This is a genomic window from Sphingopyxis sp. H073, from assembly GCF_001468395.1.
Taxonomy (GTDB): Bacteria; Pseudomonadota; Alphaproteobacteria; order Sphingomonadales; family Sphingomonadaceae; genus Sphingopyxis.
This window is the reverse complement of the sequence record NZ_LNSG01000001.1, coordinates 270,659-293,304: the sequence shown is the minus strand read 5'-3', so window position 1 is coordinate 293,304 and position 22,646 is coordinate 270,659. Positions and strand designations below refer to the sequence as shown.

The 22,646-nt window shown below is 66.7% G+C and carries 25 protein-coding genes, 1 tRNA gene and 1 pseudogene; 10 read left to right on the top strand and 17 right to left on the bottom strand.

The genetic code is table 11. The features are described from left to right. Positions 1-17: 17 nt before the first annotated feature. Positions 18-485 carry an Lrp/AsnC family transcriptional regulator gene (locus ATE64_RS01520; protein WP_058454667.1) on the bottom strand — a complete coding sequence of 156 codons (468 nt, stop codon included), beginning with the start codon at positions 483-485 and terminating at the stop codon, positions 18-20. Positions 486-688: 203 nt separating this feature from the next. Here ATE64_RS01520 and phhA point away from each other — a divergent pair, with 203 nt between their 5' ends. Further along, positions 689-1,522, top strand: a complete 834-nt coding sequence (phhA, locus tag ATE64_RS01515) for a phenylalanine 4-monooxygenase (RefSeq protein WP_058454668.1) — start codon at positions 689-691, stop codon at positions 1,520-1,522. An 82-nt stretch (positions 1,523-1,604) separates the two neighbouring features. Here the strand turns inward: phhA and ATE64_RS21430 are convergent, their stop codons facing one another. The 3 genes and pseudogenes from ATE64_RS21430 to ATE64_RS01510 all read right to left on the bottom strand — a co-directional run bounded on the left by ATE64_RS21430 (position 1,605) and on the right by ATE64_RS01510 (position 3,102). After that, positions 1,605-1,781, bottom strand: coding sequence for a hypothetical protein (locus ATE64_RS21430; RefSeq protein ID WP_156416441.1), 177 nt, complete (start codon positions 1,779-1,781; stop codon positions 1,605-1,607). A 245-nt stretch (positions 1,782-2,026) separates the two neighbouring features. After that, positions 2,027-2,200: pseudogene (locus ATE64_RS21425) on the bottom strand (MFS transporter); the annotation flags it as partial. Positions 2,201-2,340: 140 nt separating this feature from the next. Further along, positions 2,341-3,102, bottom strand: a complete 762-nt coding sequence (locus tag ATE64_RS01510) for an IclR family transcriptional regulator (protein ID WP_058454669.1) — start codon at positions 3,100-3,102, stop codon at positions 2,341-2,343. An 84-nt stretch (positions 3,103-3,186) separates the two neighbouring features. Here ATE64_RS01510 and ATE64_RS01505 point away from each other — a divergent pair, with 84 nt between their 5' ends. From ATE64_RS01505 to dmpG, 3 genes are read left to right on the top strand one after another with little or no spacing between them, the layout of a single operon-like run. Next, positions 3,187-3,972, top strand: a complete 786-nt coding sequence (locus ATE64_RS01505; protein ID WP_058454670.1) for a fumarylacetoacetate hydrolase family protein — start codon at positions 3,187-3,189, stop codon at positions 3,970-3,972. Between the two features lie 3 nt (positions 3,973-3,975). Further along, positions 3,976-4,929, top strand: coding sequence for an acetaldehyde dehydrogenase (acetylating) (locus tag ATE64_RS01500; protein WP_058454671.1), 954 nt, complete (start codon positions 3,976-3,978; stop codon positions 4,927-4,929). Then, a complete protein-coding gene (gene dmpG / locus ATE64_RS01495) occupies positions 4,926-5,960 on the top strand; it encodes a 4-hydroxy-2-oxovalerate aldolase (protein ID WP_058454672.1) in 1,035 nt (344 codons plus the stop codon). Before ATE64_RS01500 ends, dmpG begins: the two co-directional genes overlap by 4 nt. 94 nt (positions 5,961-6,054) lie before the next feature. On the opposite strand, the gene ATE64_RS01490 is transcribed toward dmpG, so the two are convergent. From ATE64_RS01490 to ATE64_RS01475, 4 genes are all read right to left on the bottom strand, one after another. Next, positions 6,055-6,131 (bottom strand) — tRNA-Arg (locus tag ATE64_RS01490). 47 nt (positions 6,132-6,178) lie between these two features. Beyond that, positions 6,179-6,649 (bottom strand): DUF1178 family protein, encoded by a 471-nt coding sequence (locus ATE64_RS01485; protein ID WP_058454673.1) that lies wholly within the window; start codon positions 6,647-6,649, stop codon positions 6,179-6,181. A gap of 2 nt (positions 6,650-6,651) precedes the next feature. Continuing rightward, positions 6,652-6,912, bottom strand: coding sequence for a glutaredoxin 3 (grxC, locus tag ATE64_RS01480; protein WP_058454674.1), 261 nt, complete (start codon positions 6,910-6,912; stop codon positions 6,652-6,654). 12 nt (positions 6,913-6,924) lie between these two features. Next, on the bottom strand, positions 6,925-7,830 hold the full coding sequence (locus ATE64_RS01475; RefSeq protein WP_231729204.1) for a ComF family protein: 906 nt from the start codon (positions 7,828-7,830) through the stop codon (positions 6,925-6,927). Between ATE64_RS01475 and ATE64_RS01470 the strand changes: the two genes are divergently transcribed. Further along, the gene (locus tag ATE64_RS01470) at positions 7,829-8,677 is read left to right on the top strand and encodes a hypothetical protein (protein WP_058454675.1); all 849 of its coding nucleotides are present in this window, start codon (positions 7,829-7,831) and stop codon (positions 8,675-8,677) included. The two genes, ATE64_RS01475 and ATE64_RS01470, sit on opposite strands and share 2 nt — an antisense overlap. A gap of 13 nt (positions 8,678-8,690) precedes the next feature. On the opposite strand, the gene ATE64_RS01465 is transcribed toward ATE64_RS01470, so the two are convergent. After that, positions 8,691-9,101, bottom strand: coding sequence for a (deoxy)nucleoside triphosphate pyrophosphohydrolase (locus ATE64_RS01465; protein WP_058454676.1), 411 nt, complete (start codon positions 9,099-9,101; stop codon positions 8,691-8,693). A gap of 83 nt (positions 9,102-9,184) precedes the next feature. On the opposite strand from ATE64_RS01465, the gene ATE64_RS20965 reads away from it, so the two are divergent. Both ATE64_RS20965 and ATE64_RS01460 read left to right on the top strand, forming a co-directional pair. Beyond that, positions 9,185-9,355: a Flp family type IVb pilin gene (locus ATE64_RS20965; RefSeq protein ID WP_082657531.1), complete on the top strand. Its 171-nt coding sequence runs from the start codon at positions 9,185-9,187 to the stop codon at positions 9,353-9,355. Between the two features lie 149 nt (positions 9,356-9,504). Further along, entirely contained in the window at positions 9,505-9,669 is a 165-nt protein-coding gene (locus ATE64_RS01460; RefSeq protein ID WP_058454677.1) for a Flp family type IVb pilin, read from the top strand. An 83-nt stretch (positions 9,670-9,752) separates the two neighbouring features. Here ATE64_RS01460 and ATE64_RS01455 read toward each other — a convergent pair whose 3' ends face one another. From ATE64_RS01455 to ATE64_RS01440, 4 genes are all read right to left on the bottom strand, one after another. Further along, positions 9,753-11,213, bottom strand: coding sequence for a M48 family metalloprotease (locus tag ATE64_RS01455; RefSeq protein WP_058454715.1), 1,461 nt, complete (start codon positions 11,211-11,213; stop codon positions 9,753-9,755). A 159-nt stretch (positions 11,214-11,372) separates the two neighbouring features. Further along, positions 11,373-12,320 carry an acetyl-CoA carboxylase carboxyltransferase subunit alpha gene (locus ATE64_RS01450; RefSeq protein WP_058454678.1) on the bottom strand — a complete coding sequence of 316 codons (948 nt, stop codon included), beginning with the start codon at positions 12,318-12,320 and terminating at the stop codon, positions 11,373-11,375. A gap of 9 nt (positions 12,321-12,329) precedes the next feature. Continuing rightward, entirely contained in the window at positions 12,330-13,253 is a 924-nt protein-coding gene (locus ATE64_RS01445; protein ID WP_058454679.1) for a tyrosine recombinase, read from the bottom strand. A gap of 48 nt (positions 13,254-13,301) precedes the next feature. Next, the gene (locus ATE64_RS01440) at positions 13,302-15,116 is read right to left on the bottom strand and encodes a hypothetical protein (RefSeq protein ID WP_058454680.1); all 1,815 of its coding nucleotides are present in this window, start codon (positions 15,114-15,116) and stop codon (positions 13,302-13,304) included. A 274-nt stretch (positions 15,117-15,390) separates the two neighbouring features. Between ATE64_RS01440 and ATE64_RS01430 the strand changes: the two genes are divergently transcribed. Together ATE64_RS01430 and aroB are read left to right on the top strand one after the other, a co-directional pair. Further along, a complete protein-coding gene (locus ATE64_RS01430; protein ID WP_082657529.1) occupies positions 15,391-15,966 on the top strand; it encodes a shikimate kinase in 576 nt (191 codons plus the stop codon). Further along, positions 15,954-17,048 (top strand): 3-dehydroquinate synthase, encoded by a 1,095-nt coding sequence (gene aroB, locus ATE64_RS01425; RefSeq protein ID WP_058454682.1) that lies wholly within the window; start codon positions 15,954-15,956, stop codon positions 17,046-17,048. The genes ATE64_RS01430 and aroB overlap by 13 nt, the downstream gene beginning before the upstream one ends. A gap of 378 nt (positions 17,049-17,426) precedes the next feature. Here aroB and ATE64_RS01420 read toward each other — a convergent pair whose 3' ends face one another. From ATE64_RS01420 to radA, 4 genes are read right to left on the bottom strand one after another with little or no spacing between them, the layout of a single operon-like run. Then, positions 17,427-19,313, bottom strand: coding sequence for a cation:proton antiporter (locus tag ATE64_RS01420; protein ID WP_058457032.1), 1,887 nt, complete (start codon positions 19,311-19,313; stop codon positions 17,427-17,429). After that, positions 19,310-19,738, bottom strand: a complete 429-nt coding sequence (locus tag ATE64_RS01415) for an iron-sulfur cluster assembly scaffold protein (protein WP_058457031.1) — start codon at positions 19,736-19,738, stop codon at positions 19,310-19,312. Before ATE64_RS01415 ends, ATE64_RS01420 begins: the two co-directional genes overlap by 4 nt. Next, positions 19,735-20,283, bottom strand: a complete 549-nt coding sequence (locus tag ATE64_RS01410; RefSeq protein WP_156416442.1) for a CvpA family protein — start codon at positions 20,281-20,283, stop codon at positions 19,735-19,737. Before ATE64_RS01410 ends, ATE64_RS01415 begins: the two co-directional genes overlap by 4 nt. Before the next feature lie 10 nt (positions 20,284-20,293). Next, positions 20,294-21,655, bottom strand: coding sequence for a DNA repair protein RadA (radA, locus tag ATE64_RS01405; RefSeq protein ID WP_058457038.1), 1,362 nt, complete (start codon positions 21,653-21,655; stop codon positions 20,294-20,296). Positions 21,656-21,844: 189 nt separating this feature from the next. Between radA and fsa the strand changes: the two genes are divergently transcribed. Beyond that, positions 21,845-22,495, top strand: coding sequence for a fructose-6-phosphate aldolase (gene fsa / locus ATE64_RS01400; protein WP_058457030.1), 651 nt, complete (start codon positions 21,845-21,847; stop codon positions 22,493-22,495). The last annotated feature ends 151 nt before the right edge of the window (positions 22,496-22,646 follow it).

Sequence of the window (22,646 nt, the reverse complement as noted above, 5' to 3'; positions counted from 1 at the left end):
CGTCCTCCCCGCGCGCGTCACGCCCGCGCTCCTTCCGATGCCCATGGTGTCAGGGGCGCATGTTGTTTGATCGTCTTCAGGCAGACGGTCGTCGACAGCCGGTGGACGCCCGGCAGCTTCGACAGATCGTTGCGAAGCAGTTCGTCGAGATGTTCGACCGAACGCGCATAGATGCGCAGCAGATAATCGCTATCGCCCGCGGTGGTGTGGCATTCGATGATCGCCGGATGCGCGAGCGCCGCCGCCTCGAACGCCGCGTGGCCGTCGAACTTGATCCGAACATCGGCATAGCATTGGACCGCGAGCCCGAGCGCCGCGGGGCTGATCCGCGCGTGATAACCGCCGATCACGCCATCGGCCTCCAGATCGCGCACGCGCGACCAGCAGGGCGATTTGGAAAGGCCCACGCGTTCGCTGAGGTCGGCGAACGACAAGCGTCCGTCACCCTCGAGCTCGGTCAGGATTTTCCAGTCGATCTTGTCCATCTTCCCTGCTCCGGCTGCACACCGGCCAGTCCGCCCCACAGGAAAACAACCAACTTTCCCGCAAAAGGTCAGAACAGCCTTTGTTGTACTTCAAACTGGACAGAACATTGTTCTGAAATGCGCGCAAGATCAATGCGGGTTCGGGACAATGTTCGCCGCCTCGCGCGCTATCCTGCACAGCCGAAACACAAGGGAGCCCGGCGATGGCCGCAACACATGTTTTCGAAGCGCCGCCTGCGGGCGTCGCGGCCGACTGGACGATGCCGCAGAACTGGAGCCAGTTCAGCGCCGACGACCATCGCACGTGGGAGCAGCTCGTCGCGCGCCAGTCGCAGGCACTGGGCGGTTTCGCCTCACAGGCCTTTCTCGACGGGCTCGACATATTGCACCTCGCGGGGCCCGGTATTCCCGACCTCGCCGACCTCAACCCGCGTCTCAAGGCGACGACGGGGTGGGAGATCGTGCCGGTCCCGGGCGTGATCCCCAACGAACCCTTTTTCCGGCACCTCGCCGAACGCCGCTTCCCCGCGGCCAACTTCCTGCGCGGCGCGGATTCGCTCGACTACAGCGAGGAACCCGACATGTTCCACGACCTGTTCGGGCATTTGCCGATGCTCACCAACCCGGTCTTCGCCGACTTCCTCGTTGCCTATGGCAAGGCGGGGCTGCGCGCCGAAACGCTGGGCGCCGCCGACTATCTCGGGCGGCTCTACCTCCACACCGTCGAATTCGGGCTGGTGCGCGAGGCGGGCGGCATTCGCGCCTATGGCGCCGGCCTCCTGTCGAGCATCGCCGAAACCGTCCATGCGGTCACGTCTCCCGACGCGCGGCGGCTGTCGTTCGACCTCGCGCGCGTGATGCGCAGCGACTATCTCTTCGACGAGTTCCAGCCGACCTATTTCGTGATCGAGAGTTTCGAGCATCTGCTGAAGGAAACCGACGAGACCGATTTCACGCCGATCTATGCGCGGTTGAAAGCGCTTCCGCTGCTCGCGCCCGGCGAAACGGCCGAGGGCGACATTCCCTTCATCACCTGACCGCGATTCCCGGGCGGAAACGGAAAAGGCCGGCCCGCGCAAGGTGCGGACCGGCCTTTCGGACGGAACGGGATCGGCCGGTTTACTGGGCCTTCTTGTCGGTCTTCTTCGCGGCGTGCGTCGGGGCCTTCTTCACCGGGGCCTTGACCGCCTTGTGCGACTGCGCCGGCGTGGCTGCCGGGGTCGCGGCAAAGGCGGATCCGCTGATCATCGCCAGCGACAGGGCACCGGCAGCAACGAGCTTTGCATAGTTACGCATGATTGGACTCCTAAGACAGTTGATCCACCCTTTTGGGGGGCGTGTCAGGGGGAGCCGGTCCATTGCCAGGGTCAGGGGGATGGAGCGGACCGGCTCAACCCGACGCCCGAGGAATAGACGCCCGCCCCTGCCCGTCCGATGACCGCCGGATTACGGATTCGTCATCTTGGCCGGCCGCGGAAACCCGAGGCGCCAACACCGACGGGGATGCCCTTCGGCGCGCACGCCTGCTTGGTCGATCGCGCTCAGGCTTCGATGTCCCGCTTGTAGGTTTCCGGCAGGAAGAAAATCCCGACGACTGCGGTGACTGCGGCGATCGTCACCGCATACCACAGCCCTTGGTAGATATTCCCCGTCGCCGCGACCATCGCAAAGCCGATCGTCGGCATGAAACCGCCGATCCAGCCATTGCCGATATGATCGCAGCGACAGCGCTTTCAATGTTCGCTCACGCGCGCGTGAATAGAAGAACGGCAGCCTTTCCGGCCTCGTGATGGCGGCGCAGGGCAGAACCGCATCTACCGCCCGGTGAGGTTCCGATGATCGGCCCCGGCAACCGTCAGGCGAAAGCCGCAGCCCCGATCTCCCGCGCCGCCTGCTCGAGATAATGGACGGTCCGCTCGGTCGTCATGCGCCGCCCCGGCCGCTTCGGCCGGGTGACCGAAATCGCGGCAAGCACGCGATCGTCAGCGGCGCTATGGATCGGCACCGCAACGCAGAAAATGCCATCGTGGATCTCGCCATCGTCGGTAGCGAAGCCATGCTGCCTGACGTGCCGAAGCGCCATTCGCAGCCTGTCGGGGTCGACGATCGTGTTCGGGGTGAGCGCGGGAAAGGGGCCAGCCGCCAGATAATCTTCCCGCTCCCCTTCCGGAAGATGCGCGAGGAGCACCTTCCCGATTCCCGAGCAATAGGCCTCGAGCTGCATTCCCACTTTGGTGAACAGGTCGCTGGCCCCCTGGCCGGTCTTGATCCGGTAGGTCACCATGTCGTTCTCGAACGTGCCGAGCTGGACGACGCAGCCAAGCCGGGAGGCAAGGCGATGCAGGACCGGAGCCGCCGCGCTGGCGATCAACTGCTTCTCGTCGACATGGCCCAGCATACGGGCGAGCCGCGCTCCGGCGGCATAATGGCCATTCGCGAGGCGGACTAGAAAGCCCTCGGCCACCAGCGTCGTTACCTGACGATGGACCGTCGCCACAGGCATGCCGAGATCGCGTGCCACGTCGGACAGGTTGCGCGTTCTGCCCCCGGAAATCATGGCCTCCAGGGTCAAGAGCGCCCGGGTGAGCGAAGCAATCTGCGGCGTCCCATTTCTCATATGGTAAGAACATATCCGGCCCGGCGGCTGGTGCCAAGGGGCGTATCGCGCTAGCACCGCGCAGACAGGAAGAGGATATCGCCGATGACCAGACCGACCCGGGACGAACTCGCGCTGCGGCTGCGCGACGCTTATCGATCGGGCGCGGTGCCGCCGATGCGCGACGGACTCGATCCCGTCGACGCCGAGGGCGCCTATGCGGTGCAGACGATCAACACGCGCTTCTGGGAAAGCGAAGGACGCCGGATCGTCGGCCGCAAGGCCGGACTGACCGCCAGGGCGGTCCAGATCCAGCTTGGCGTCGACCAGCCCGATTTCGGGGTATTGTTCGACGACATGCGGATTGCGGACGGCGGCAATCTGGATCCGGCGCGCACGCTTCAGCCGAAGGCCGAGGCAGAGATCGCCTTCATCCTCGCCGACGATCTGCCCGACCCCGCCACCACGCCCGAACAGGTCGCCGCCGCGGTCGCCAGCGTTCATGCCGCGATCGAGATCGTCGACAGCCGCATCGCCGACTGGAAAATCAGCTTTGCCGACACCGTGGCCGACAATGGTTCGTCCGCCTTCTTCGTCCTGGCGGATACCGGCCGGTCGCTCGACGGTCTCGATCTCGAGCGCGCGCCGATGGAGATGCGGATCGACGACGCGGTCGTTTCGACCGGGATCGGCGCTGCGGCGCTCGGCAATCCGCTCAATGCCGCCGCGTGGCTCGCGCAGACGCTCGCGGCGCGCGGCGAACCGCTCAAGGCGGGCGACATCCTGCTGGCGGGCGCGCTCGGCCCGATGGTGGCGCTGACGCCGGGCGACCGGGTTCACGCCTCCGTCGGCGGGATCGGCGCGTGCAGCTTTTCCTACAAGGGACACTGAACGATGGGCAAAACCAAGGTCGCGATCATCGGTTCGGGCAACATCGGCACCGACCTGATGATCAAGGTTCTGCGCCTTTCGAACGCGCTCGAAATGGCCGCGATGGTGGGAATCGACGCAGCATCGGACGGACTGGCGCGCGCGCAGCGGCTCGGCGTCCCGACCACCGCCGAAGGGATCGACGGGCTGGTCGCGATGCCCGAATTCGCCGATATCGAGATCGTCTTCGATGCGACGTCCGCCGGGGCCCATCACCGTCATGACGCGATATTGCGCAGCCATGGCAAGCGCGTGATCGACCTGACCCCCGCCGCGATCGGTCCCTACACGATCCCGCCGGTCAACGGCGGCGCCCATCTGGACGCCCCGAACGTCAATATGGTGACGTGCGGCGGTCAGGCGACGATCCCGATGGTCTATGCCGTCAACCGCGTCGCCAGAGTCCACTATGGCGAAATCGTCGCATCTATCGCGTCGAAAAGCGCCGGCCCCGGCACGCGCGCCAATATCGACGAATTCACCGAGACGACCAGCCGTGCGATCGTCGAGGTCGGCGGCGCCGCGAACGGCAAGGCGATCATCGTCCTCAATCCCGCCGAGCCGCCGCTGATCATGCGCGACACCGTCTATTGCCTTTGCGACGACGCCGACCAGGACGCTATCCGGCAGAGCGTGCTCGACATGGTCGAGGAGGTCAAAACCTATGTCCCCGGATACCGTCTCAAGCAGGCAGTGCAGTTCGAGCACCTCGGATCGAACAAGCCGCTGCACATCCCCGGCCTGACGGCGGGAGATCGTTCGGACTTTACCGGGCTGAAAGTCAGCATCTTCCTCGAAGTGGAAGGCGCCGCGCACTATCTGCCGGCCTATGCGGGAAACCTCGATATCATGACGTCTGCCGCCCTTCGCACCGCCGAACGCATGGCCGCAACCCTGCATGTGGGGGCACCGGCATGACCCTCGATCCGACGCAGACCAAACTCTATATCCAGGACGTGACGCTGCGCGACGGGATGCACGCGGTTCGTCACCAATATGGCCTCGACCATGTGAAGGCGATTGCGAAGGCTCTCGACCGCGCCAAAGTCGACGCGATCGAGATTGCCCACGGCGACGGGCTCAGCGGATCGTCCTTCAACTATGGCTTTGGCGCCCATACCGACTGGGACTGGATCGGCGCGGTCGCCGAGGTGCTGGAGCATAGCGTGCTCACGACCTTGCTGCTGCCCGGCATCGGCACCGTCCACGACCTCGAACATGCCTATGACATGGGCGTGCGCTCGGTCCGGATCGCGACCCATTGCACCGAGGCCGATGTATCGAAGCAGCATATCGAGGCGGCGCGGACGCTCGGCATGGACGTGTCGGGCTTTCTCATGATGGCCCACATGTCGGACCCCGGGGCGCTCGCGGGCCAGGCAAAGCTGATGGAGGACTATGGCGCGCACTGCGTCTATGTCACCGACAGCGGCGGCGCGATGAACATGGACCAATATGCGGCGCGGCTGCAGGCGTATGACCGCGTGCTCAAACCCGAAACCCAGCGCGGCATCCACGCGCACCACAATCTCTCGCTCGGCGTCGCCAACAGCCTCGTCGCGGTGCAGAATGGCGCGATCCGCGTCGACGCGTCGCTCGCGGGCATGGGCGCCGGCGCGGGCAACGCGCCGCTCGAAGTCTTCATCGCCGCCGCCGACCGTTATGGCTGGCAGCATGGCTGCGATCTCTACGCGCTGATGGACGCCGCCGAAGAATTGGTGCGCCCGCTGCAGGACCGGCCGGTTCGCGTCGACCGCGAAACGCTGACCCTCGGCTATGCCGGCGTCTATTCCAGCTTCCTTCGCCACGCCGAAAAGGCCAGCGCCGAATATGGCATCGACACGCGCTCGATCCTGGTCGAACTCGGTCGCCGCAAGATGGTCGGTGGACAGGAGGACATGATCGTCGATGTCGCACTCGACATGCTGGCGAACGCGAGGGCCGGCTGATCGCGTCGCCTTTGGCGGCGACGCCCCCCGGACGAACGAGTGTCGCCAATGCTGTCCGGCTCGCGGCAAACCGGTGCGAACTGCGAACGGAGGATGGTGCGCCCGACAGGATTCGAACCTGTGGCCCCCAGATTAGGAATCTGATGCTCTATCCTGCTGAGCTACGGGCGCGCCGGGGTCCGTCTAGCGGTATCGGGCGGCCAGCGTCAATCGGCGGATCAATTCGCCGCTTCGGGCGGAACGAAAGGGACAAGCAGAGGTATTGCCGCGATACCGTCGTCGCGAAGCGCCTGCGCCTCTTCGGGAGAGGCTTGCCCGTGGATCAGATCCTCGGCCGCGCGGCCTTCGTGCATCGCGCGCGCGGCGTCGGCGAACTCGCGGCCGACCCAGCGCGACCGGGGCAGCATCTCGGCCTGTTTCGCGGCAAGGTCGGCCAGCAGCTTGCGGACGATTTCCGGTCCGGGGCCGCTGTCGTCGGCAACCGGCGCCGACGACAGCGCGCCGCTCGTCATCTGGTTCGACTTCGCACCGACGCGCGGCGCCATCACCGCCTTGCGGACATCGGCGTCGCCGCAGACCGGGCACGCGATCAGGCCGCGTCGCTGCTGGTCGGCAAAGCTCTCGCTGCTCGCAAACCACGCCTCGAAGCGGTGATCGCCCGCGGAACAGCAAAGGTCGAAGACGATCATTCTCACCCCGTGCCGAGCAGCGCGTCGAGCTCGCCCTTCGCTTCCAGCTCGGCGAGATCGTCGCTGCCGCCGATATGCTTTCCATCGATGAAGATTTGCGGGACGGTGCGGCGTCCGTGCGCGCGATCGACCATCGCGTCGAAGCCGGCGCGATCCATCGTCACGTCGATTTCCTGAAAACCGGCCCCCTTGCGATCGAGCAGCGACTTCGCGCGCGAGCAGAATCCACAAAAGGCCTTCGTATAGATTTCGATCTTTGCCATGCGGCTATCCTGTCATCTCTTTACCACCATATCGGAATCAACGTCCGCAAAGTCAAATATGTTGCCCGTCGTCAGCGCATCGGGAACGACCCGCGCCCAGGTCAGCGCCGAAACCTGCGCCGCGCCGCCGCGGTGGAGCACCTTCGCCGCCGACCGGAGCGTCGCGCCGCTGGCATGGACATCGTCGATCAGGACAAGATGGCGCCTCGCGACACGCGCCCTGGCATCGGCGGCCAAGCCGAACGCTCCGGCAACGATCTTCTCGCGCTCGCGCCGCCCCTTGCCGCGCAGCGCGGCCGTCGACTTTTTGCGCAGCAGCAAATGGTGATCGCGCGGCACGCCGGTCTGCCGCGCCAGCGCGTCGGCGATCATCGCCGCCTGGTTGAAGCCGCGCGACCAGAGCCGCCAGCGGTGCAGGGGCACGGGGATCAGCAGCATGTCGGCGGGATCGCCGAGCGCGAGCAGCTTGCGCGTCATCAGCCCTGCCATCAGCCGCGCATGGCCGGTGCGCCGGCCATATTTGAGCCTGAGCGCCACGGTGCGCGCGACGGGACCATAGGCAACGGCCGCGGGCGCGCCCGAAAAGGAAGGCGGATCGGCCATGCACGCGCCGCATTCGACACCCGTACCAGCCACCGCGGTCGGCAAGGGGATCGAACAGCGCGCGCATGCGGCGCCGTCGAGAAAATCGAGCGAGGACCAGCAGCCAAGGCAGAACTGCCGGTCGCCGTCGACGATCGTCCCGCACCCTGGACACCGCGGCGGTAGCGCATAGTCGACGACCGCTCGCCCGACCCTCCGCAACAGCCGCAACGGGGCGATGCCTTGTCCGGCTCGCCCGTCGATACCTGCGTCCCCCGAAGCCGCGTCCATGACGGACTTGTGCCGCATCGCGCGGGACGGCACAAGCGCGCCCATGTCGACCCCCACGATGCTCTTTTCCCCCGCCCGCCACGCAGCCCAGCGCGACCGCATGGGACGATTGCCCGCGGATGCGAATTTCCTGGCCCCGATCATCGCCGAAACGCTGCTCGACCGACTGGCGATGGTTACCCGCGAATTTGAACGCGTGCTGCTCATCGGCGCGCATGACGCGGCGCTCACCGGCGCCTTACGGGTGCGAGGCGGCAACCTCACCATCGTTGAAGCCGGGCCAAAACTCGCCGCTGCATCGGGCGCGATCGTCAGCGAGGCCGACGCGATCGACCTGCCGCTCGCCAGTTTCGACCTGATCGTCTGGCCCGGCGGGCTCGACGCGGTGAACGATGTTCCCGGCGCACTCGTCCGGCTGCGCGCCCTGCTTGCTCCCGACGGGCTCCTCCTCGGCGCCTTCGTCGGCGACGGCAGCCTGCCGCGCCAGCGCCGCGCGGTGATGAGCGACGGCGTGCGGCCGGTCGCGCGGCTGCATCCCCAAATCGACCTCGCCGCGATGGGCAATTTGCTCCAGCGCACCGGTTTCACCCTGCCCGTGGTCGATGTCGACGCGCTGACCGTCCGCTACGGCAACTGGTTCGCGCTCGTCCGCGATCTGCGCGCGGCGGGCCTGTCGAGCCGGCTGACCCCCGCCCCGGCGCCGCTGACGCGCGAGGAAGCGGCGCGCATCGCCGCCGCCTTTGCGGCGCAGGCCGATCCCGACGGGCGTGTGGCCGAAAATTTTCGCATCATCCACTTCAGCGGCTGGGCCCCGCACCCGGACCAGCCGAAGCCCGCGCGGCGCGGCAGCGCTGCAGCTTCGCTCGCCGATGCACTGAAACCCAAGGACTAGGCCGGACGGCCGGTCACACCAGCGCCTCGAGCAGGCCGATCAGCGGCTTGTCGGCGGGCGGCATCGCGAGCCCGTGAAGCTCGACCGGCCGCACCCAGCGCAGCGCACTCGCATGCTGCGCCACCGGCGTGCCGCGCCACTTACGGCAGACAAAGAGCAAGAGCAGCAGATGCCGGTCGTCGATCCGGTCGCTCGCAAAACAGGCGGGGGCGAGGCACGCCTCCTCGACGTCGATCGCCAGTTCCTCGGCCAGCTCGCGGATCAGCGCCTGTTCCGGCGTCTCGCCGGGCTCCAGCTTTCCGCCCGGGAATTCCCACAGCCCGGCCATGGCCCCGCCTTCGGGGCGTTGCTGGACGAGCAGCCGACCGTCGCGATCGACCAATGCGGCCGCCACTACGAACAGGCCCGGCATTGCCGATTTCATCGGATCGGACACGGACAATTTCTTAACCTTCCTGTGCGACGCTCGCCATCCTCGGGAACTATAACTTCAGTAGGGGCGGAACAATGAACAAGTTTCAGGGGCTGCTGCGGTCGACCAGGGCCGCCACAGCCGTCGAATATGGGCTTCTCTTGGCCCTGATATTCCTTGCCGCGCTCGGCGCGATGGGAGCGGTCGGAACCTCGACCATCAATATGTGGAATGACGTGTCCTCGTCTGCGGGTGCGGTGCTTTAAAGCCCTCACGTTGTTCGAATTCGGGACTCGATCAAGGCGTTTTACAGCGTTCCGGCATTAAGATTTTCAAAACCTATTTCACCTAAACCCGTCGATGTTGACCCAGACCAGACCGTCAACAGGGTAAGTGAAGCATCAGGAGACCAGTCATGAAGTTCATCAAGAAATTCGTCCGCGACACCAAGGCCGCGACCGCTATCGAATATGGCCTGATCGCCGCTCTGATCGCCGTCGCCGGCATCGCCGCGATGGGTGCCGTCGGTAACGGCGTGAAGCAGACCTTCAACGACGTCAGCAAAAACCTGGGCCAGTAATCCCGGTTTTCGTCGTCGGCCTTGCCGGCAGACCGAAAAAGGAAAGGGGCGGTGGTTTCCACCGCCCCTTTTTCGTGTCCGCCTTATCGATTCGCGTAAACGACGATCTTGACCTTCCGCCCCGACGTCAGCCGGCTCGACGCGGTCAGGCGGTTGAGTACCTGGAAGCGTTCGGTCTGCAGGTCGGTATAGGCCATGCGCCGCGCCAGCGTCGCCACCGTGTCGCCGCGCGCGACCGTCACGACATCGACCCGCCGCGGCCGGATCGCCGCCGCCTCGCTCGCGGTCAGCCGCCGGACGCTCTGGAACATCGGGTTGAACACGCCCGCTCCGCCCGCCTGCGTCAGCGCGACGAAGTGGAACGCGCTGGTCCGCGAAAACTCATAGGCGAAGACGGTGACGTCGACCTGCCCCGACTGGGTATTGGCACGCGCGACCGAATAATAGGCCGGGATGCCGTTCACCGTAGTGCGCTGGATAGAGCCCGGCGACAGGTTCGCATTCCCACCTATCTCCTTGAAAATCGATGCAATATAGATGTTCATATCGCCATTATAGGCGGCGGTCGAAAATTGCGCCTGCCCGCCATTGCCGCTGACGAGCACCGCGCTCGTCCCATTCTGCATGCCATAGCCGTTCGGCACGGTGAACTTCAGCCGCAGGTCCGGGTGCAGAAAGTCGCGGCCCTCGACGACGCCCTGCGCGGGGTCGTCGCCATAGAGCACGCCATCGACCGAGGCGAGGAAGGCGTCGGCGTTGCGCACGCCACCCGTGCCGACCTTGGATGCGAGGCTCTGCGCATTGCGGACGCGCGACGCCGGGTCGGGGTGGGTGCTCGCCCATTCGGGGATCGAGCGCGCGTCGCCGCCCGACAGCCGCGCCTCGAGACTGGTCTGGTTGGCGAGGCTCGCGAGCATCGTCGACAGCGCAAGCGGATCATAGCCCGCCTTCTTCAGATACTGCACGCCGAGTTGGTCGGCCTCCAATTCCTGACTGCGCGAGAATCCCAGCGTCGCAAGCTGCGCGACCTTCATCGCATTGTTCTGGAGCAGGCCGCCGAGTCCGCCGAGCAGCCCGCCACTGTCGCCGATCGCGCCGCCAAGCACCGCGCCGAGCACACCAAGGATCGTGTTGCGCGTCGCCGCCGACTGGCGCTTCTTGCTGTGCTGCGCCGCGACATGGCCGACCTCGTGGCCCAGCACACCCGCGAGTTCGGCCTCGTCGTTCATCAGCGCCATCAACTGGCGCGTCACATAGACATAGCCGCCCGGGATCGCGAAGGCGTTGTTCACCGGCGAGTTGAGCAGGGTGACGGTGAAATCGCTCGGGCTCCGCGAAAGGCCCGACTGGACGGCGATATTCTGGCCGATGCGGTTCACATAGGCGGCCTGCGGCCCGGCATAGGCGCCGCCAAACTCCTGCAAAAGCTGCGGATGCGCCTCGTCGCCCTGCTTGCGCTCCGCCGGCGTGATCGCGGTCTGCGTCCGGATCGCCTTGAGCTGGGCGTCCGCCACACCCGTCAGCGCGACGCTGGCCGCGAGCATGATCCCCAGCCTGCTTGCCGTCTTTCGCTTCATCGATCGCCTCCCACTTATGCGCCCATCGGGGATAAACCCGAAACAGGACAAGGCAAGCCGTCTGGTGGACGACTGGCCGGACCAAGTGGAATTTCAACGCGATGACGTCGCTTCAGGTTCCCGCGACTATGCTCGCCCCATGGCGAGAAACTTTTCCTCGCGTTCGTTGAGCAGCGCTTCGGATGGCAGCTTCGCCAGCGCGTCCAGTTCGTGCGCAATCGCATCGCCGAGCGCCTTGATAGCGAGTTCGGGGGCGCGATGCGCGCCGCCAACCGGCTCCGGAACGATGCGATCGATGATCTTCAGGCCAAGAAGATCCTGCGCCGACATCTTCATCGCGGTCGCGGCATCGGCCGCCTTGTCGGCGGTGCGCCACAGGATCGACGCGCATCCTTCGGGCGAGATCACCGAATAGACGGCATGTTCGAACATCAGCACGCGGTTCGCCGCGGCCAGCGCGATTGCGCCGCCCGAGCCGCCCTCGCCGACGATCGCCGCGACCATCGGCACGCCGAGCGCGAGACATTGCTCGGTCGAGCGCGCGATTGCCTCGGCCTGCCCGCGCTCCTCGGCCTGGATGCCGGGAAAGGCGCCCGAGGTGTCGACCAGTGTCACCACCGGCAGCCCGAACCGGTCGGCGAGTTGCATCAGGCGGATCGCCTTGCGATAGCCCTCGGGCTTCGCCATCCCGAAATTATGCTTCATGCGCGACGGAATATCGTCGCCCTTTTCATGGCCGATCACCATCACGCGGCGGCCGCGAAAGCGCGCGAGGCCGCCCAGGATCGCCTGATCGTCGCCGAAATTGCGGTCGCCCGCCAGCGGCATCCAGTCGTCGAACAGCCCCGCGACATAATGTTTGAAATGCGGGCGGTCGGGATGGCGCGCGACCTGCGTCTTTTGCCAGGGGGTCAATTTGCCATAGATATCGCGCAGCAATTTCGAGGATTTATCCTCAAGCCTGGCAATGTCGCCCTCGATATTGAGCGAGGGGTCTTCCCCCATTTCGCGCAGTTCGGCGATCTGCCGATCCAGCGCCGCGACCGGTTTTTCAAAGTCCAGAAAGGCTGTCATGCGCAGTCGCTAGGACGATGATGCCGCAACGTCAACGGTCGCGGCGCCAAGCTCCATTTGCGCGAGCGGGTGACGCCTGTTCACCAGCTCGACGAGGCGGCGGCTATCGACATGCGTGTAAATCTCGGTCGTCGCGATATCGGCATGGCCGAGCATCAGTTGCAGCGCGCGCAGATCGGCTCCGCCTTCGAGCAGATGCGTCGCAAAGGCGTGGCGCAGGACGTGCGGGCTGATCGCGGCGGGATCGATCCCCGCGCGCCCCGCCAGCTCGCGCAGCATCTGGAACAGCCGCACGCGCGAAAGATGCGCCTTGCCCGACGGAAAGAGCCATGGCGACCCGTCGGCAAGCAGCGGCAGCCAGCGGTCGAGCACTGCGCGCGCGCGGTCCGAGAGGGGCACCAGCCGTTCCTTGTCGCCCTTGCCCCGGATAATCAGAAATTCGCGTCCGCCCGTGACCGCGCGGCGCGGCAAGGACACGAGTTCGCTCGCACGCAGACCCGAACCGTAAAGCAGTTCGAGCAGCAGCAGCAGCCGCACCGCATTCGCGGGCGGAGCCTTGCCTGCCGCCGCCTCCCCGGCCTGCGCGAACAGGCGTTCGACGTCGTCATGGGTCAGGATGCGCGGCAACGGTCGCCGCGTGGCCGGGCGCGCAATGTCGAGCGCGGGATTGTCGCCACGCTCGCCCTCGTCGAGCAGGAAGGCATAGAATTGCCGCAGCGCGGACAGCTTGCGCGCCGCGCTGCTCGCCGCAAGCGAGCGATATTCGGCCATCAAGGCCCGCAAATCGTCGGCGCCCGCCCGTTCCAGCGATCCGCACACCAGTTCGGCCGCCTGGACCAGATCGCGGCGATAGGCCGCCAGCGTGTTGCGCGATGCGCCGCGCTCGGCGGCCATCATTTCCAGAAAGCGGTCGATCAGCGGCCCGTCAGACATCGTCTGACAAATCCCGCCCGTCAGACATAGTCTGACAAATCTCGAACGTCAGACACGCACCAGCGCCTCGGCAGCGATCATCCGCGCTTCGGCATCGAGCCCGACCTCGCGCAGCGCGCGGACGATATAATAGAGATGATATGGCGGAACCTTCGACCATTCGCCCTGCATCCCCGCGGCCGCGATCAGCGCGACCATCCCCGGCTCGCGCCGCTCGGCCGCCGCCATGATCGCACGCGACCAGCGCGTCTGTTTGCCGAGATTGAGGTCGAGATCGCCCGCCGCCGATGCGGCCTGCTCCGAACTGAGCCGGCCAAGCCCCGCAAGCCCGGCGACGAGGAATTTCGAGCGCAGATAATCGGTGCTGTCGTCGTTGCCCGCGAAGCTGCTGACGCTGCCGGCGCTAACGCCCGCAAGCGGCCGCGGCGAGCCCACCGCCATCACGCCCCACGCGCGGCTTCCCGAATTCAGCTGCGACGCCCAGTCCATCGCGTTGCGATCGTAGCCGCCGGCGAACATCGAGCCCAGAAGCTGCCACGGATCGTCGCCGACCTTGGTCGAAGTCGGCAGTCCCGCCGCGGCGCGCGCCGTTGCGACCAGCGCGGCATAGCCTTGCACCGGATTGTCTCCCGCGCCCCAAAGTGCCTGCATCGCCGTATAGCGATCGGCGCCGCTCGCCGCGCCGAAGGCATTGCGCAGTTCGTCGATCTGGGCGGCGAGCGCCTCGGGCGGTTCTTCCTCTCCCGATGCGGCGCTGAGCAGCGACACATAGGCCTCGCTCGACAACACGCCGCGCGCCGCCGCATCGGGCGCCGCGGCGACGCGATCGGCCATGTCGGTCATCGGCGCAAGCACGGTCCACCCACGCATATAGGCGGGTTCGGTGCTGCGCAGTTCGGCGGGAATGGCAATCGCGGTCGCCGTCGCCATGCCGAAGCGCCAGCTCGTCAGCGTATCGACCTTGTCCCATTCGATCGTGGTCGAGCGGCGCCCGGCGCCGGTCGCGCCAAGCACCCGCTCGGTCAGCAGGATGTCGAAATTGTTGATGCGGCCGCTCGACCGGACGCGGCCGATCGCCCAGCCTGCGGGCCCGGCATCGCCCGACAGCCCCGAACAGATCGCCGAGGCGAGCCGCCACGATTGTTCCTCGCCATGCGCGAGGCCCGCCGGGACATAGGGACAGAGCCCCGCAGGATCGGCGGTGGCAAGGAAAGTCTGCAGCGCGACCTGCAGCATCCGCGGGCTCGCGCGGTCATAGTCGACCGATTGTACGATCCAGCGAGCCGCGGTCGATTCGCCCATCCTGAGGAGCAGGCCCGCGCGATCGGCGGCGAGGTCGGCGCCATTGATCGTCTCGGGCGTATCGATCGCCGACGACAGCGCGCGGCGCAGCAGGATCTGGCCCCAGCGCGAGGCAAGCGCGCCGTTGGTCTTGCGCATGATCGCAGCGGCATATTGGCCGCGCACCCCGAAAGCATCGGGGGCGAGCCCGCCGGTCTCAGGCGTCAGCGGCCCGATCCGCGTCAGCAGGCGGCGCGCGCCCGGTGGCAGGTCATATTTGAGGCCACCCGCGGTCTCCTCCTCACCCTCAACAGCGTCCTCGCCTTCCTCATCACTGGCCGCGCTCGTTGTCGGCACGACCGATGGCGGCGTCACGCCCGGCGAAGAGGATGATGACGAGGGCGACGGCGTCGTCGCAGAGGTCGGTGACGGTGTCGGCGACGATTTGGGCGCCGGCGTTTCGGCGGGGTTGCCGAAGCCTTCGGGCAACAGCGATTCCTGTGCGAGCGCGGGCAGCACCAGCGCCGCGGCGATCGCGGTGCCCGACAGGCCCAGCGTCAAGGTCAGCCATTTCCTCGTCATCGTTCGTCTCTGGGTCCGTCCCTGGTAGCCGCGGTTTCGGCAATCTTGTCGGTCACATCCACCTCAATCGTCCGGGGCTCGACCGGTCGGCCCAGATAGAAGAGCAACAGCAGGAAAGCCAGCAGCGCGAGCAGCAGCCAGGCGAGCCGCCGCCTCCATCGGCCTTTTCCCGATCTGCCCGTTTCGCGCAATATGCAATGCCCGCCGTTCGTCCCATAAATGCGCGGCGAAAACCATTGTCCCGCGCGGCCTGCGCGGTATAGCCGCGCGCACCATGTCGCGAAACCCGAAAAGCCCGGCGCCTGCCGCCCCTGCGACGCTTCCCGCTTCGATCCGCGAGCGGTCGATCGTGCTCGTCGGCCTGATGGGATCGGGCAAGTCGACGATCGGACGCCGCCTCGCGCAACGGCTCGGCATGGCCTTTGCAGACGCCGACGACGAGATCGAGCGCGCTGCGGGGATGACCATCTCCGACATTTTCGCCAAATTCGGCGAGGCGCATTTCCGCGATGGCGAGCGCCGCGTGATCGCGCGGCTGCTCGCGGGAAAGCCGCACGTCCTCGCAACCGGCGGCGGCGCCTTCGTCAACGAAGAGACGCGCGCGCTGATCCTCAAGGACAGCCTTTGCATCTGGCTCGACGCCGATATCCCGACGCTGGTCGAGCGCACCGCCCGACGCGGCCACCGCCCGCTACTCAAGGGCCGCGATGCCGGCGCGGTGCTGCGCGAACTCGCCGAGGTGCGCAATCCGATCTATGCCCAGGCGCATATCCGCGTCAGTTCGGCGTCGAGCCCGCACGAGCATACGGTGCGCGCCATCATGGAGGAATTGTCGCAGTGGAACGCCTGACCGTCGACCTCGGCAGCCGCAGCTACCCGATCCTGATCGGCGACGGGCTGATCCGCGACATCGGCGCGCACGTCGCGCCGCTGCTCCGCCGGCCGCGCACGATGATCGTCACCGACAGCAATGTCGCGCCCCACTATCTGGTCGGGGTCGGCGCATCGCTCGCGAACGACAATATCTCCTTTTCCTCGCTCGTCCTGCCCGCCGGTGAGGGTACCAAGAGCTGGGAGGGACTGGCGCGCCTCACCGAATGGCTGATCGGCGAAGGCATCGAGCGCAGCGACCATGTCATCGCGCTCGGCGGCGGCGTCATCGGCGACCTCGTCGGCTTTGCGTGCAGCATCGTCAAGCGCGGCTGCCATTTCATCCAGGTACCGACCACCCTGCTCGCGCAGGTCGACAGCAGCGTCGGCGGCAAGACCGCGATCAGCGTCCCCGCGGGCAAGAATCTGATCGGTGCCTTCCACCAGCCGGCGCTGGTCGTGATCGACCCGACGACGCTCGCCACGCTGCCGCGGCGCGAACTGGGCGCGGGCTATGCCGAGGTCGTCAAATATGGCCTGATCGACGACGCAGCGTTTTTCGACTGGTGCGAAGCGAACGGCGCTGCGCTGCTCGCCGGCGATGCGGGAGCGCGGCACAAGGCAATCGCGCACAGCGTCGGCGCCAAGGCGCGCATCGTCGCCGCCGACGAACGCGAGACACAGGACATCCGCGCGCTGCTCAATCTCGGCCACAGCTTCGGCCACGCGCTCGAGGCCGAAACCGGCTATTCGGACCGCCTGCTCCATGGCGAAGCTGTCGCGGCAGGGATGGTGCTCGCGCATCAATTTTCCGCAGCGAACGGCCTGTGCCCCCTCGCCGACGCCGACCGCGTCCGCGACCATCTGGCCAGCGTCGACCTGCCGCACAGTCTCGCCAGCGCCGGGGTCAACACCGGTGGCGCCGCGCTCGCCGCGCATATGGCGCACGACAAGAAAGTGCGCGGCGGCAAACTGCCGCTGATCCTGACACGCGGCATCGGACAAAGCTTCGTCACCGACGAATATGGGCTGGATGCCGTGGCGGCGTTCCTCGATCGTTGAGGACGGCGGTTCGACCGAAATAAGCCGTCGCCCCCGCGCAGGCGGGGGCCGCTGTCGGTTTACGCGGCCGCGCAGAAATAGGCGGCTAGCGGCCCCCGCCTGCGCGGGGGCGACGTTGTTGATACATCCGCTCCCCACCCCAAAGCCGCCATCGCCGTCAAAAAGGTCTTTCCTACATTATCCGGCTATGCCAGCCTTCGTCCGGCTCATTCATCCGGGGAACGAAAAGCGGTCGCTGCCCGGTTCGCGGGTTCAGCTCCTGTGGGCCTGCCGCGCGCGTCCAGCACGCCGCGAGGTCCAAGCCCGGGTGCGCGTAAGGCTGAACTTTCCTGAACTTTGGCGACGGCCACGCGCCCTCGCGCCGGCCGAACAGCGCGGCTAGGCGGCTTGTTCTGCCTCAGCTTCCTCGCGCGCCCGCTTCGCGGCCTGCCGCCGTTCGCGCAGCGCCTCGAGCACGCTTGACGCCTGCCGTCCGCCCCCGGCAACGAACCGGTAATCGCGCCCCGCCGCGATATCGCCCTCGCTGATCTGCATGTCGAGCCGTTCGGCGTCGAGCTGGCGCAGTGCGCTTTCGACATCGTCGATCTCGCGCGGCTCGACCTCGAGCTGGCGCAGCGCCATGAGCCCGAGCGCGATCGAACTTTCGAACACCTCGCGCACCGCGCCCACGGCCCCGGAGCCCTCGATCGCCAGCAGCTGGCGGCGGTCGAACACCCGTGTCAGCACGCGGGCATTGGGAAAGGCCTCGACGATCGGCGCGAGTGCCGCCGCATCGATCGTCCGGTCGTCGGTGCAGAAAACGATCAGCCGCGCTTCCTCGGCCCCCGCGCGCCGCAGCACGTCGATGCGCAGTCCGTCGCCGAAATAGACCTTGGTATCGAAACGGCCCGACAGCTCGATCTGGCTCGGCTTCTTGTCGATCAAGGTCACCGAACAATCGACGGCATGGAGCATCTGGGCGACGATCTGGCCGAACCGGCCATAGCCGATGACGATCGACGACCCGCGCGGGGCATTTTCGGGGTCGTCGAGATCGGCCTCGACGCCCGACGAGAATTCGAGGTTGCGCGCGAACAGCATCAGGAAGGGCGTCGTCATCATCGACAGCGTCACGACCGCGCTGAACAGGCTTGCCGCCTCGGGCGCGATCAGCAGCGCGTCGGCCGCCTGCGCAAAGAGCAGAAAACCGAACTCGCCGCCCTGGCTCAGCAGCAGCCCGAGGCCGAGGCACATGCTCCAGGGCTTGCCGAAGGTACGCACGAGCAGCGTGAGCACGACGATCTTCACCGCCACAAGCCCCGCCGCGAGCCCGACGACCTGCATCGGTTTCTGGATCACGACATTGACATCGAGCACCATGCCGACCGCGAGGAAGAAAAGACCGAGCAGCACGAGGCGAAACGGCTCGACGTCGGCCTCGATCTCGTGCCGGTACGGCGAATCGGCGAGCATCATCCCCGCGATGAAGGCGCCGAGCGCGGTCGAGAGGTGCAGACTGTGCATGAAGGCGGCGCTCGCCAGCACCGCCAGCAACCCGACGACGACGAACAGCTCGCGTTCGCCATAGCGGCCGATCAGGCGCAGCAGCGGATTGACGACGAACCGGCCGACGAGCACCAGCGCCGCGATCGCTCCCACCGTATAAAGCGCCATCTGCCATCCCGGCGGCGCCGAGGGATCGGCGGGCGCGCGCGACAGCGCGGCGATGATCGTGATCATCGGGACGATCGCCAGATCCTGGAACAGCAGGACAGAAAAGGCCTTTTCGCCGAACGGCGAATTGATCCGCCCCGAGCTTTTGAGGCTGGGCAGCACCTGCGCAGTCGATGAGAGCGCGAGCGGCAGGCCGAGCGCGAGCGCCGCCTGCCAGCTGAAGCCGAGCGTCAGCAGGATCAGCCCCGCGAGGATCAGCCCGGTGATGACCACCTGCGCCAATCCCAGTCCGAAGATCGCCTTGCGCATCTCCCACAACCGCCGTGGATGGAGCTCCAGCCCGACGAGAAAGAGGAGGAAGGCGATGCCGATCTCGGCGAAGGCGAGCTTCGACTCGCCGCCGCCGACGAGACCGAGCCCGTGCGGCCCGACCAGCGCGCCGGCGATCAGATAGCCGAGCACCGCACCAAGACCGAGCCGGCGGAAGATCAGCACGAACAGCGTCGCAACGCCGAGCAGGATCGCGCCCTCGAACAGCGCGGTGTCGGTCGCGGTCTCCGCCGCCGCCGTGGCCGCCTCGGCCGTCGCGGCGGTGAGGAGGATCGGGCTCATGCCGCTGCCGCCTGACCTTCGAACGCCGTGACCGCGGCGTCAAAGGGCAGCAGGATGGCACCGTGCCGCGCAGGATAATCGCGCGCGGGTGCGAGCAGGTCGAAGCCCGGCCAATCGGGCACGGCGCCCTCGTTTCTGAACCAGCCGGCAATCGCGTCGCGGGCGGCGCGAATGTCGGCGAGCCCCCGCCCCACCGCGTGGCGCGCAAGCAATGCCGCCGACGCCTGCCCGAGCGCGCAGGCTTCGACATGCATCCCGACCGCGGTCACATGGCCCGCCTCATCGGTATCGAGATCGAATATGATCGCGCTGCCGCACAGCGGCGCGCGCGCCGAAACGCGGTGGCGCGGTGCCTCCAGTGGTGGGAAATCGGCCGTTGCCACCGCCAGCGACAATATGTCGCGATTATAGAGCGGAGCGCTCATTTCGGCGCCGCCGCAGGCGCGCCTTCGGATCCGGCGGCACGCGCTTCGGCGCGGCGATCGGCGATCACCTTGCTCAGCGCCCCGCTGGTCGCGCTGAGCGCGGGATAGGTTCGGCTGTCGGTCATCCACGCCGGCCTTTGCGCATTGCCATATCCGACATCATAGAGGAGCGTGACCAGCATGAAGCCGAGGGTCGCGATCATCAACCCCTTCACCGCACCGAACCCGGCCCCCAACCCGCGGTCGAAGCCGCCGACGAGCGACGCGCGGCTGCGCTGACCCATGGCGCGCGATCCCCATTTGACGATGGAGAACACCCCGCCGAACAGCAATACGAACGCCAGCACCGCCGCCCCGCCTTCCGTCCCTACCCACGCTTCGAGGAAATCGGTGGCGAAGGGATGGCCGAAACGCACCGCCGCGATCGCGAGCACCCAGGCGAGCAGGCTCGTCACCTCCTGCACCAGGCCGCGCAAGAACCCGAGGATCGCGCTGCCGCCCACGAGGGTCAGCACGATGATATCCAGAGCCGTCAGACTTGCCATTCGCCGGTCGCTAGTCGCGCCCGAGCATCAGGTCAACGAGTTCGCCGAGCCGGCCGAAGCCGGTGACGCCGATCCCGTTCACGCCCTTCATCCCCTTTGGCCCCCAGCCCCTTGAAAAACCGAGTTTCGCCGCTTCGCGCAGACGCAATGCATCGTGCGAAACGGGGCGCACCTCGCCCGACAGCGACAGCTCGCCGAAGACGATCGCGTCGGCGGGCACCGGCCGCTCGCTGAAGGCCGAGATCAGCGCCGCCGCGACCGCCAAATCGGCGGCCGGGTCGGTCAGCCGGTAGCCGCCCGCGATGTTGAGGTAGACTTCGGCGCCGCCCATCTGGAGCCCGCAGCGCGCCTCCAGCACCGCCAGCACCATCGCCAGCCGCCCGCTGTCCCAGCCGACGACCGCGCGCCGCGGCGTCGCCCCGCTTGCCAGCCGGACGGTCAGCGCCTGCACCTCGACGAGCACCGGGCGCGTCCCTTCCAGCGCGGGGAACACGACCGAACCCGGCACGTCGCAGCTGCGGTCGGTCAGGAACAGGCTCGACGGGTTGCTGACCTCGCCCAGCCCTTCCTCGCCCATCGCGAAGACGCCGATCTCGTCTGTGCCCCCGAAGCGGTTCTTCACGGCGCGGAGGATGCGATATTGGTGGCTGCGCTCGCCCTCGAATGCGAGCACGGTGTCGACCATATGTTCAAGGACGCGCGGTCCCGCGATCGTCCCGTCCTTTGTGACGTGCCCGACGAGCACGATCGCGGCGCCGCTGTCTTTGGCGTAGCGGATCAGCTCCTGCGCGCTGGCGCGCACCTGGCTGACCGTGCCCGGCGCGCTGTCGATCAGGTCGCTGTGCATCGTCTGGATCGAGTCGATCACGACGAAATCGGCGGCCCGGCTGTCGAGCGTCGCGAGAATATCGCGCACCGACGTCGCGCTGGCGAGCGCAACCGGCGCATCGCCGAGCCCCAGCCGCTGCGCCCGCAGCCGCACCTGCCCCGCGGCTTCCTCGCCGCTGATGTAGACGACCGACTTGCCCGATTTCGCCAGCCGCCCCGCCGCCTGCAAAAGAAGCGTCGACTTGCCGATCCCCGGATCGCCGCCGATCAGCGTGGCCGATCCCGCGACGAAGCCGCCGCCGAGCGCGCGGTCGAACTCGGCGATTCCGCACAGCATCCGCTCGGGCATCGGGCTATGCACGTCGAGCGTCTCGAGCGCGAGAGCGCGCCCGCCCCGGCTCAGGTCGTGCTTCGCCGAAAAAGCCGTCTCGCCGGCCTCCTCGACGAGCGTGTTCCACTCGTTGCAGTCGGCGCACTGTCCCTGCCAGCGGTACGAGACCGAGCCGCAATTCTGGCAGACATATTGACGTTTCGCTTTGGCCATCATGGCCTCGCTTAACGGGAACAAAGAACGAACGCTAGAAGATAATGACATCGTCATTGCGAGCGAAGCGAAGCAATCCAGGGCGACTTACGCAACTCTGGATTGCTTCGCTTCGCTCGCAATGACGAGGAAAGGGCTATAGGGGATCGCCAGCATCCGAATCACCCTCCCAAAAGGAACGCCCGCGCCATGAAATTCTTCGCCGACACCGCCGAAATCGCCGACATCCGGGAACTCGCCGCGACCGGCCTGCTCGACGGGGTGACCACCAATCCGTCGCTGATCGCCAAGTCGGGCCGCGACTTCAAGGAAGTGACCAAGGAAATATGCGCCATCGTCGATGGTCCGGTGTCAGCCGAGGTCGTCGCGCTCGACCACGAAACGATGATGAAGGAGGCCGAAATCCTCCGCAAGATCGCCGACAATGTCTGCATCAAGGTGCCGCTGACGATCGACGGGCTGAAGACCTGCAAGGCGCTGACCGACGACGGAACGATGGTCAACGTCACGCTCTGCTTCTCGGCGGCGCAGGCGCTGCTCGCCGCGAAGGCGGGCGCAACCTTCGTCTCTCCCTTTGTGGGCCGCCACGACGACAATGGTTTCGACGGCATGCAACTGATCGCCGACATCCGACTCATCTACGACAATTACACCTATGAAACCGAAATCCTCGTCGCGAGCGTGCGCCACGGCATCCATGTGCTCGAAGCCGCGAAGATCGGCGCCGACGTGATGACTGCGCCGCCGTCGGTGATCAAGGGGCTGTTCAAGCATATCCTGACCGAAAAGGGCATCGAAGGCTTTCTCGCCGACTGGGCGAAGACCGGGCAGTCGATTTAATTCTGCGCAACCTATTATAACGGTGTGTCCCCGCGAAGGCGGAGATCCATCTTCTGTCGGTTCGAAGTGGCGCCGACCGGTTATGGGCTCCCGCCTTCGCGGGAGCACACCGCATATTTGCACAGCCACCCTTTCCAGTTGACGTAAACGT

Coding starts and splice junctions, on each gene's coding strand:
- grxC (WP_058454674.1), bottom strand. CDS start 6,912: ATGGCAAAGATCGAAATCTATACGAAGGCCTTTTGTGGATTCTGCTCG.
- ATE64_RS01510 (WP_058454669.1), bottom strand. CDS start 3,102: ATGAGAAATGGGACGCCGCAGATTGCTTCGCTCACCCGGGCGCTCTTG.
- fsa (WP_058457030.1), top strand. CDS start 21,845: ATGAAATTCTTCGCCGACACCGCCGAAATCGCCGACATCCGGGAACTC.
- ATE64_RS01430 (WP_082657529.1), top strand. CDS start 15,391: ATGTCGCGAAACCCGAAAAGCCCGGCGCCTGCCGCCCCTGCGACGCTT.
- radA (WP_058457038.1), bottom strand. CDS start 21,655: ATGGCCAAAGCGAAACGTCAATATGTCTGCCAGAATTGCGGCTCGGTC.
- ATE64_RS21430 (WP_156416441.1), bottom strand. CDS start 1,781: ATGCGTAACTATGCAAAGCTCGTTGCTGCCGGTGCCCTGTCGCTGGCG.
- ATE64_RS01485 (WP_058454673.1), bottom strand. CDS start 6,649: ATGATCGTCTTCGACCTTTGCTGTTCCGCGGGCGATCACCGCTTCGAG.
- ATE64_RS01500 (WP_058454671.1), top strand. CDS start 3,976: ATGGGCAAAACCAAGGTCGCGATCATCGGTTCGGGCAACATCGGCACC.
- ATE64_RS01505 (WP_058454670.1), top strand. CDS start 3,187: ATGACCAGACCGACCCGGGACGAACTCGCGCTGCGGCTGCGCGACGCT.
- ATE64_RS01465 (WP_058454676.1), bottom strand. CDS start 9,101: ATGAAATCGGCAATGCCGGGCCTGTTCGTAGTGGCGGCCGCATTGGTC.
- dmpG (WP_058454672.1), top strand. CDS start 4,926: ATGACCCTCGATCCGACGCAGACCAAACTCTATATCCAGGACGTGACG.
- ATE64_RS01460 (WP_058454677.1), top strand. CDS start 9,505: ATGAAGTTCATCAAGAAATTCGTCCGCGACACCAAGGCCGCGACCGCT.
- phhA (WP_058454668.1), top strand. CDS start 689: ATGGCCGCAACACATGTTTTCGAAGCGCCGCCTGCGGGCGTCGCGGCC.
- ATE64_RS01440 (WP_058454680.1), bottom strand. CDS start 15,116: ATGACGAGGAAATGGCTGACCTTGACGCTGGGCCTGTCGGGCACCGCG.
- ATE64_RS01470 (WP_058454675.1), top strand. CDS start 7,829: ATGTCGACCCCCACGATGCTCTTTTCCCCCGCCCGCCACGCAGCCCAG.
- ATE64_RS01455 (WP_058454715.1), bottom strand. CDS start 11,213: ATGCTCGCGGCCAGCGTCGCGCTGACGGGTGTGGCGGACGCCCAGCTC.
- ATE64_RS01420 (WP_058457032.1), bottom strand. CDS start 19,313: ATGAGCCCGATCCTCCTCACCGCCGCGACGGCCGAGGCGGCCACGGCG.
- ATE64_RS01450 (WP_058454678.1), bottom strand. CDS start 12,320: ATGACAGCCTTTCTGGACTTTGAAAAACCGGTCGCGGCGCTGGATCGG.
- ATE64_RS01415 (WP_058457031.1), bottom strand. CDS start 19,738: ATGAGCGCTCCGCTCTATAATCGCGACATATTGTCGCTGGCGGTGGCA.
- ATE64_RS01445 (WP_058454679.1), bottom strand. CDS start 13,253: ATGTCTGACGGGCCGCTGATCGACCGCTTTCTGGAAATGATGGCCGCC.
- ATE64_RS01520 (WP_058454667.1), bottom strand. CDS start 485: ATGGACAAGATCGACTGGAAAATCCTGACCGAGCTCGAGGGTGACGGA.
- ATE64_RS01475 (WP_231729204.1), bottom strand. CDS start 7,830: ATGGGCGCGCTTGTGCCGTCCCGCGCGATGCGGCACAAGTCCGTCATG.
- ATE64_RS20965 (WP_082657531.1), top strand. CDS start 9,185: ATGAACAAGTTTCAGGGGCTGCTGCGGTCGACCAGGGCCGCCACAGCC.
- ATE64_RS01410 (WP_156416442.1), bottom strand. CDS start 20,283: ATGGCAAGTCTGACGGCTCTGGATATCATCGTGCTGACCCTCGTGGGC.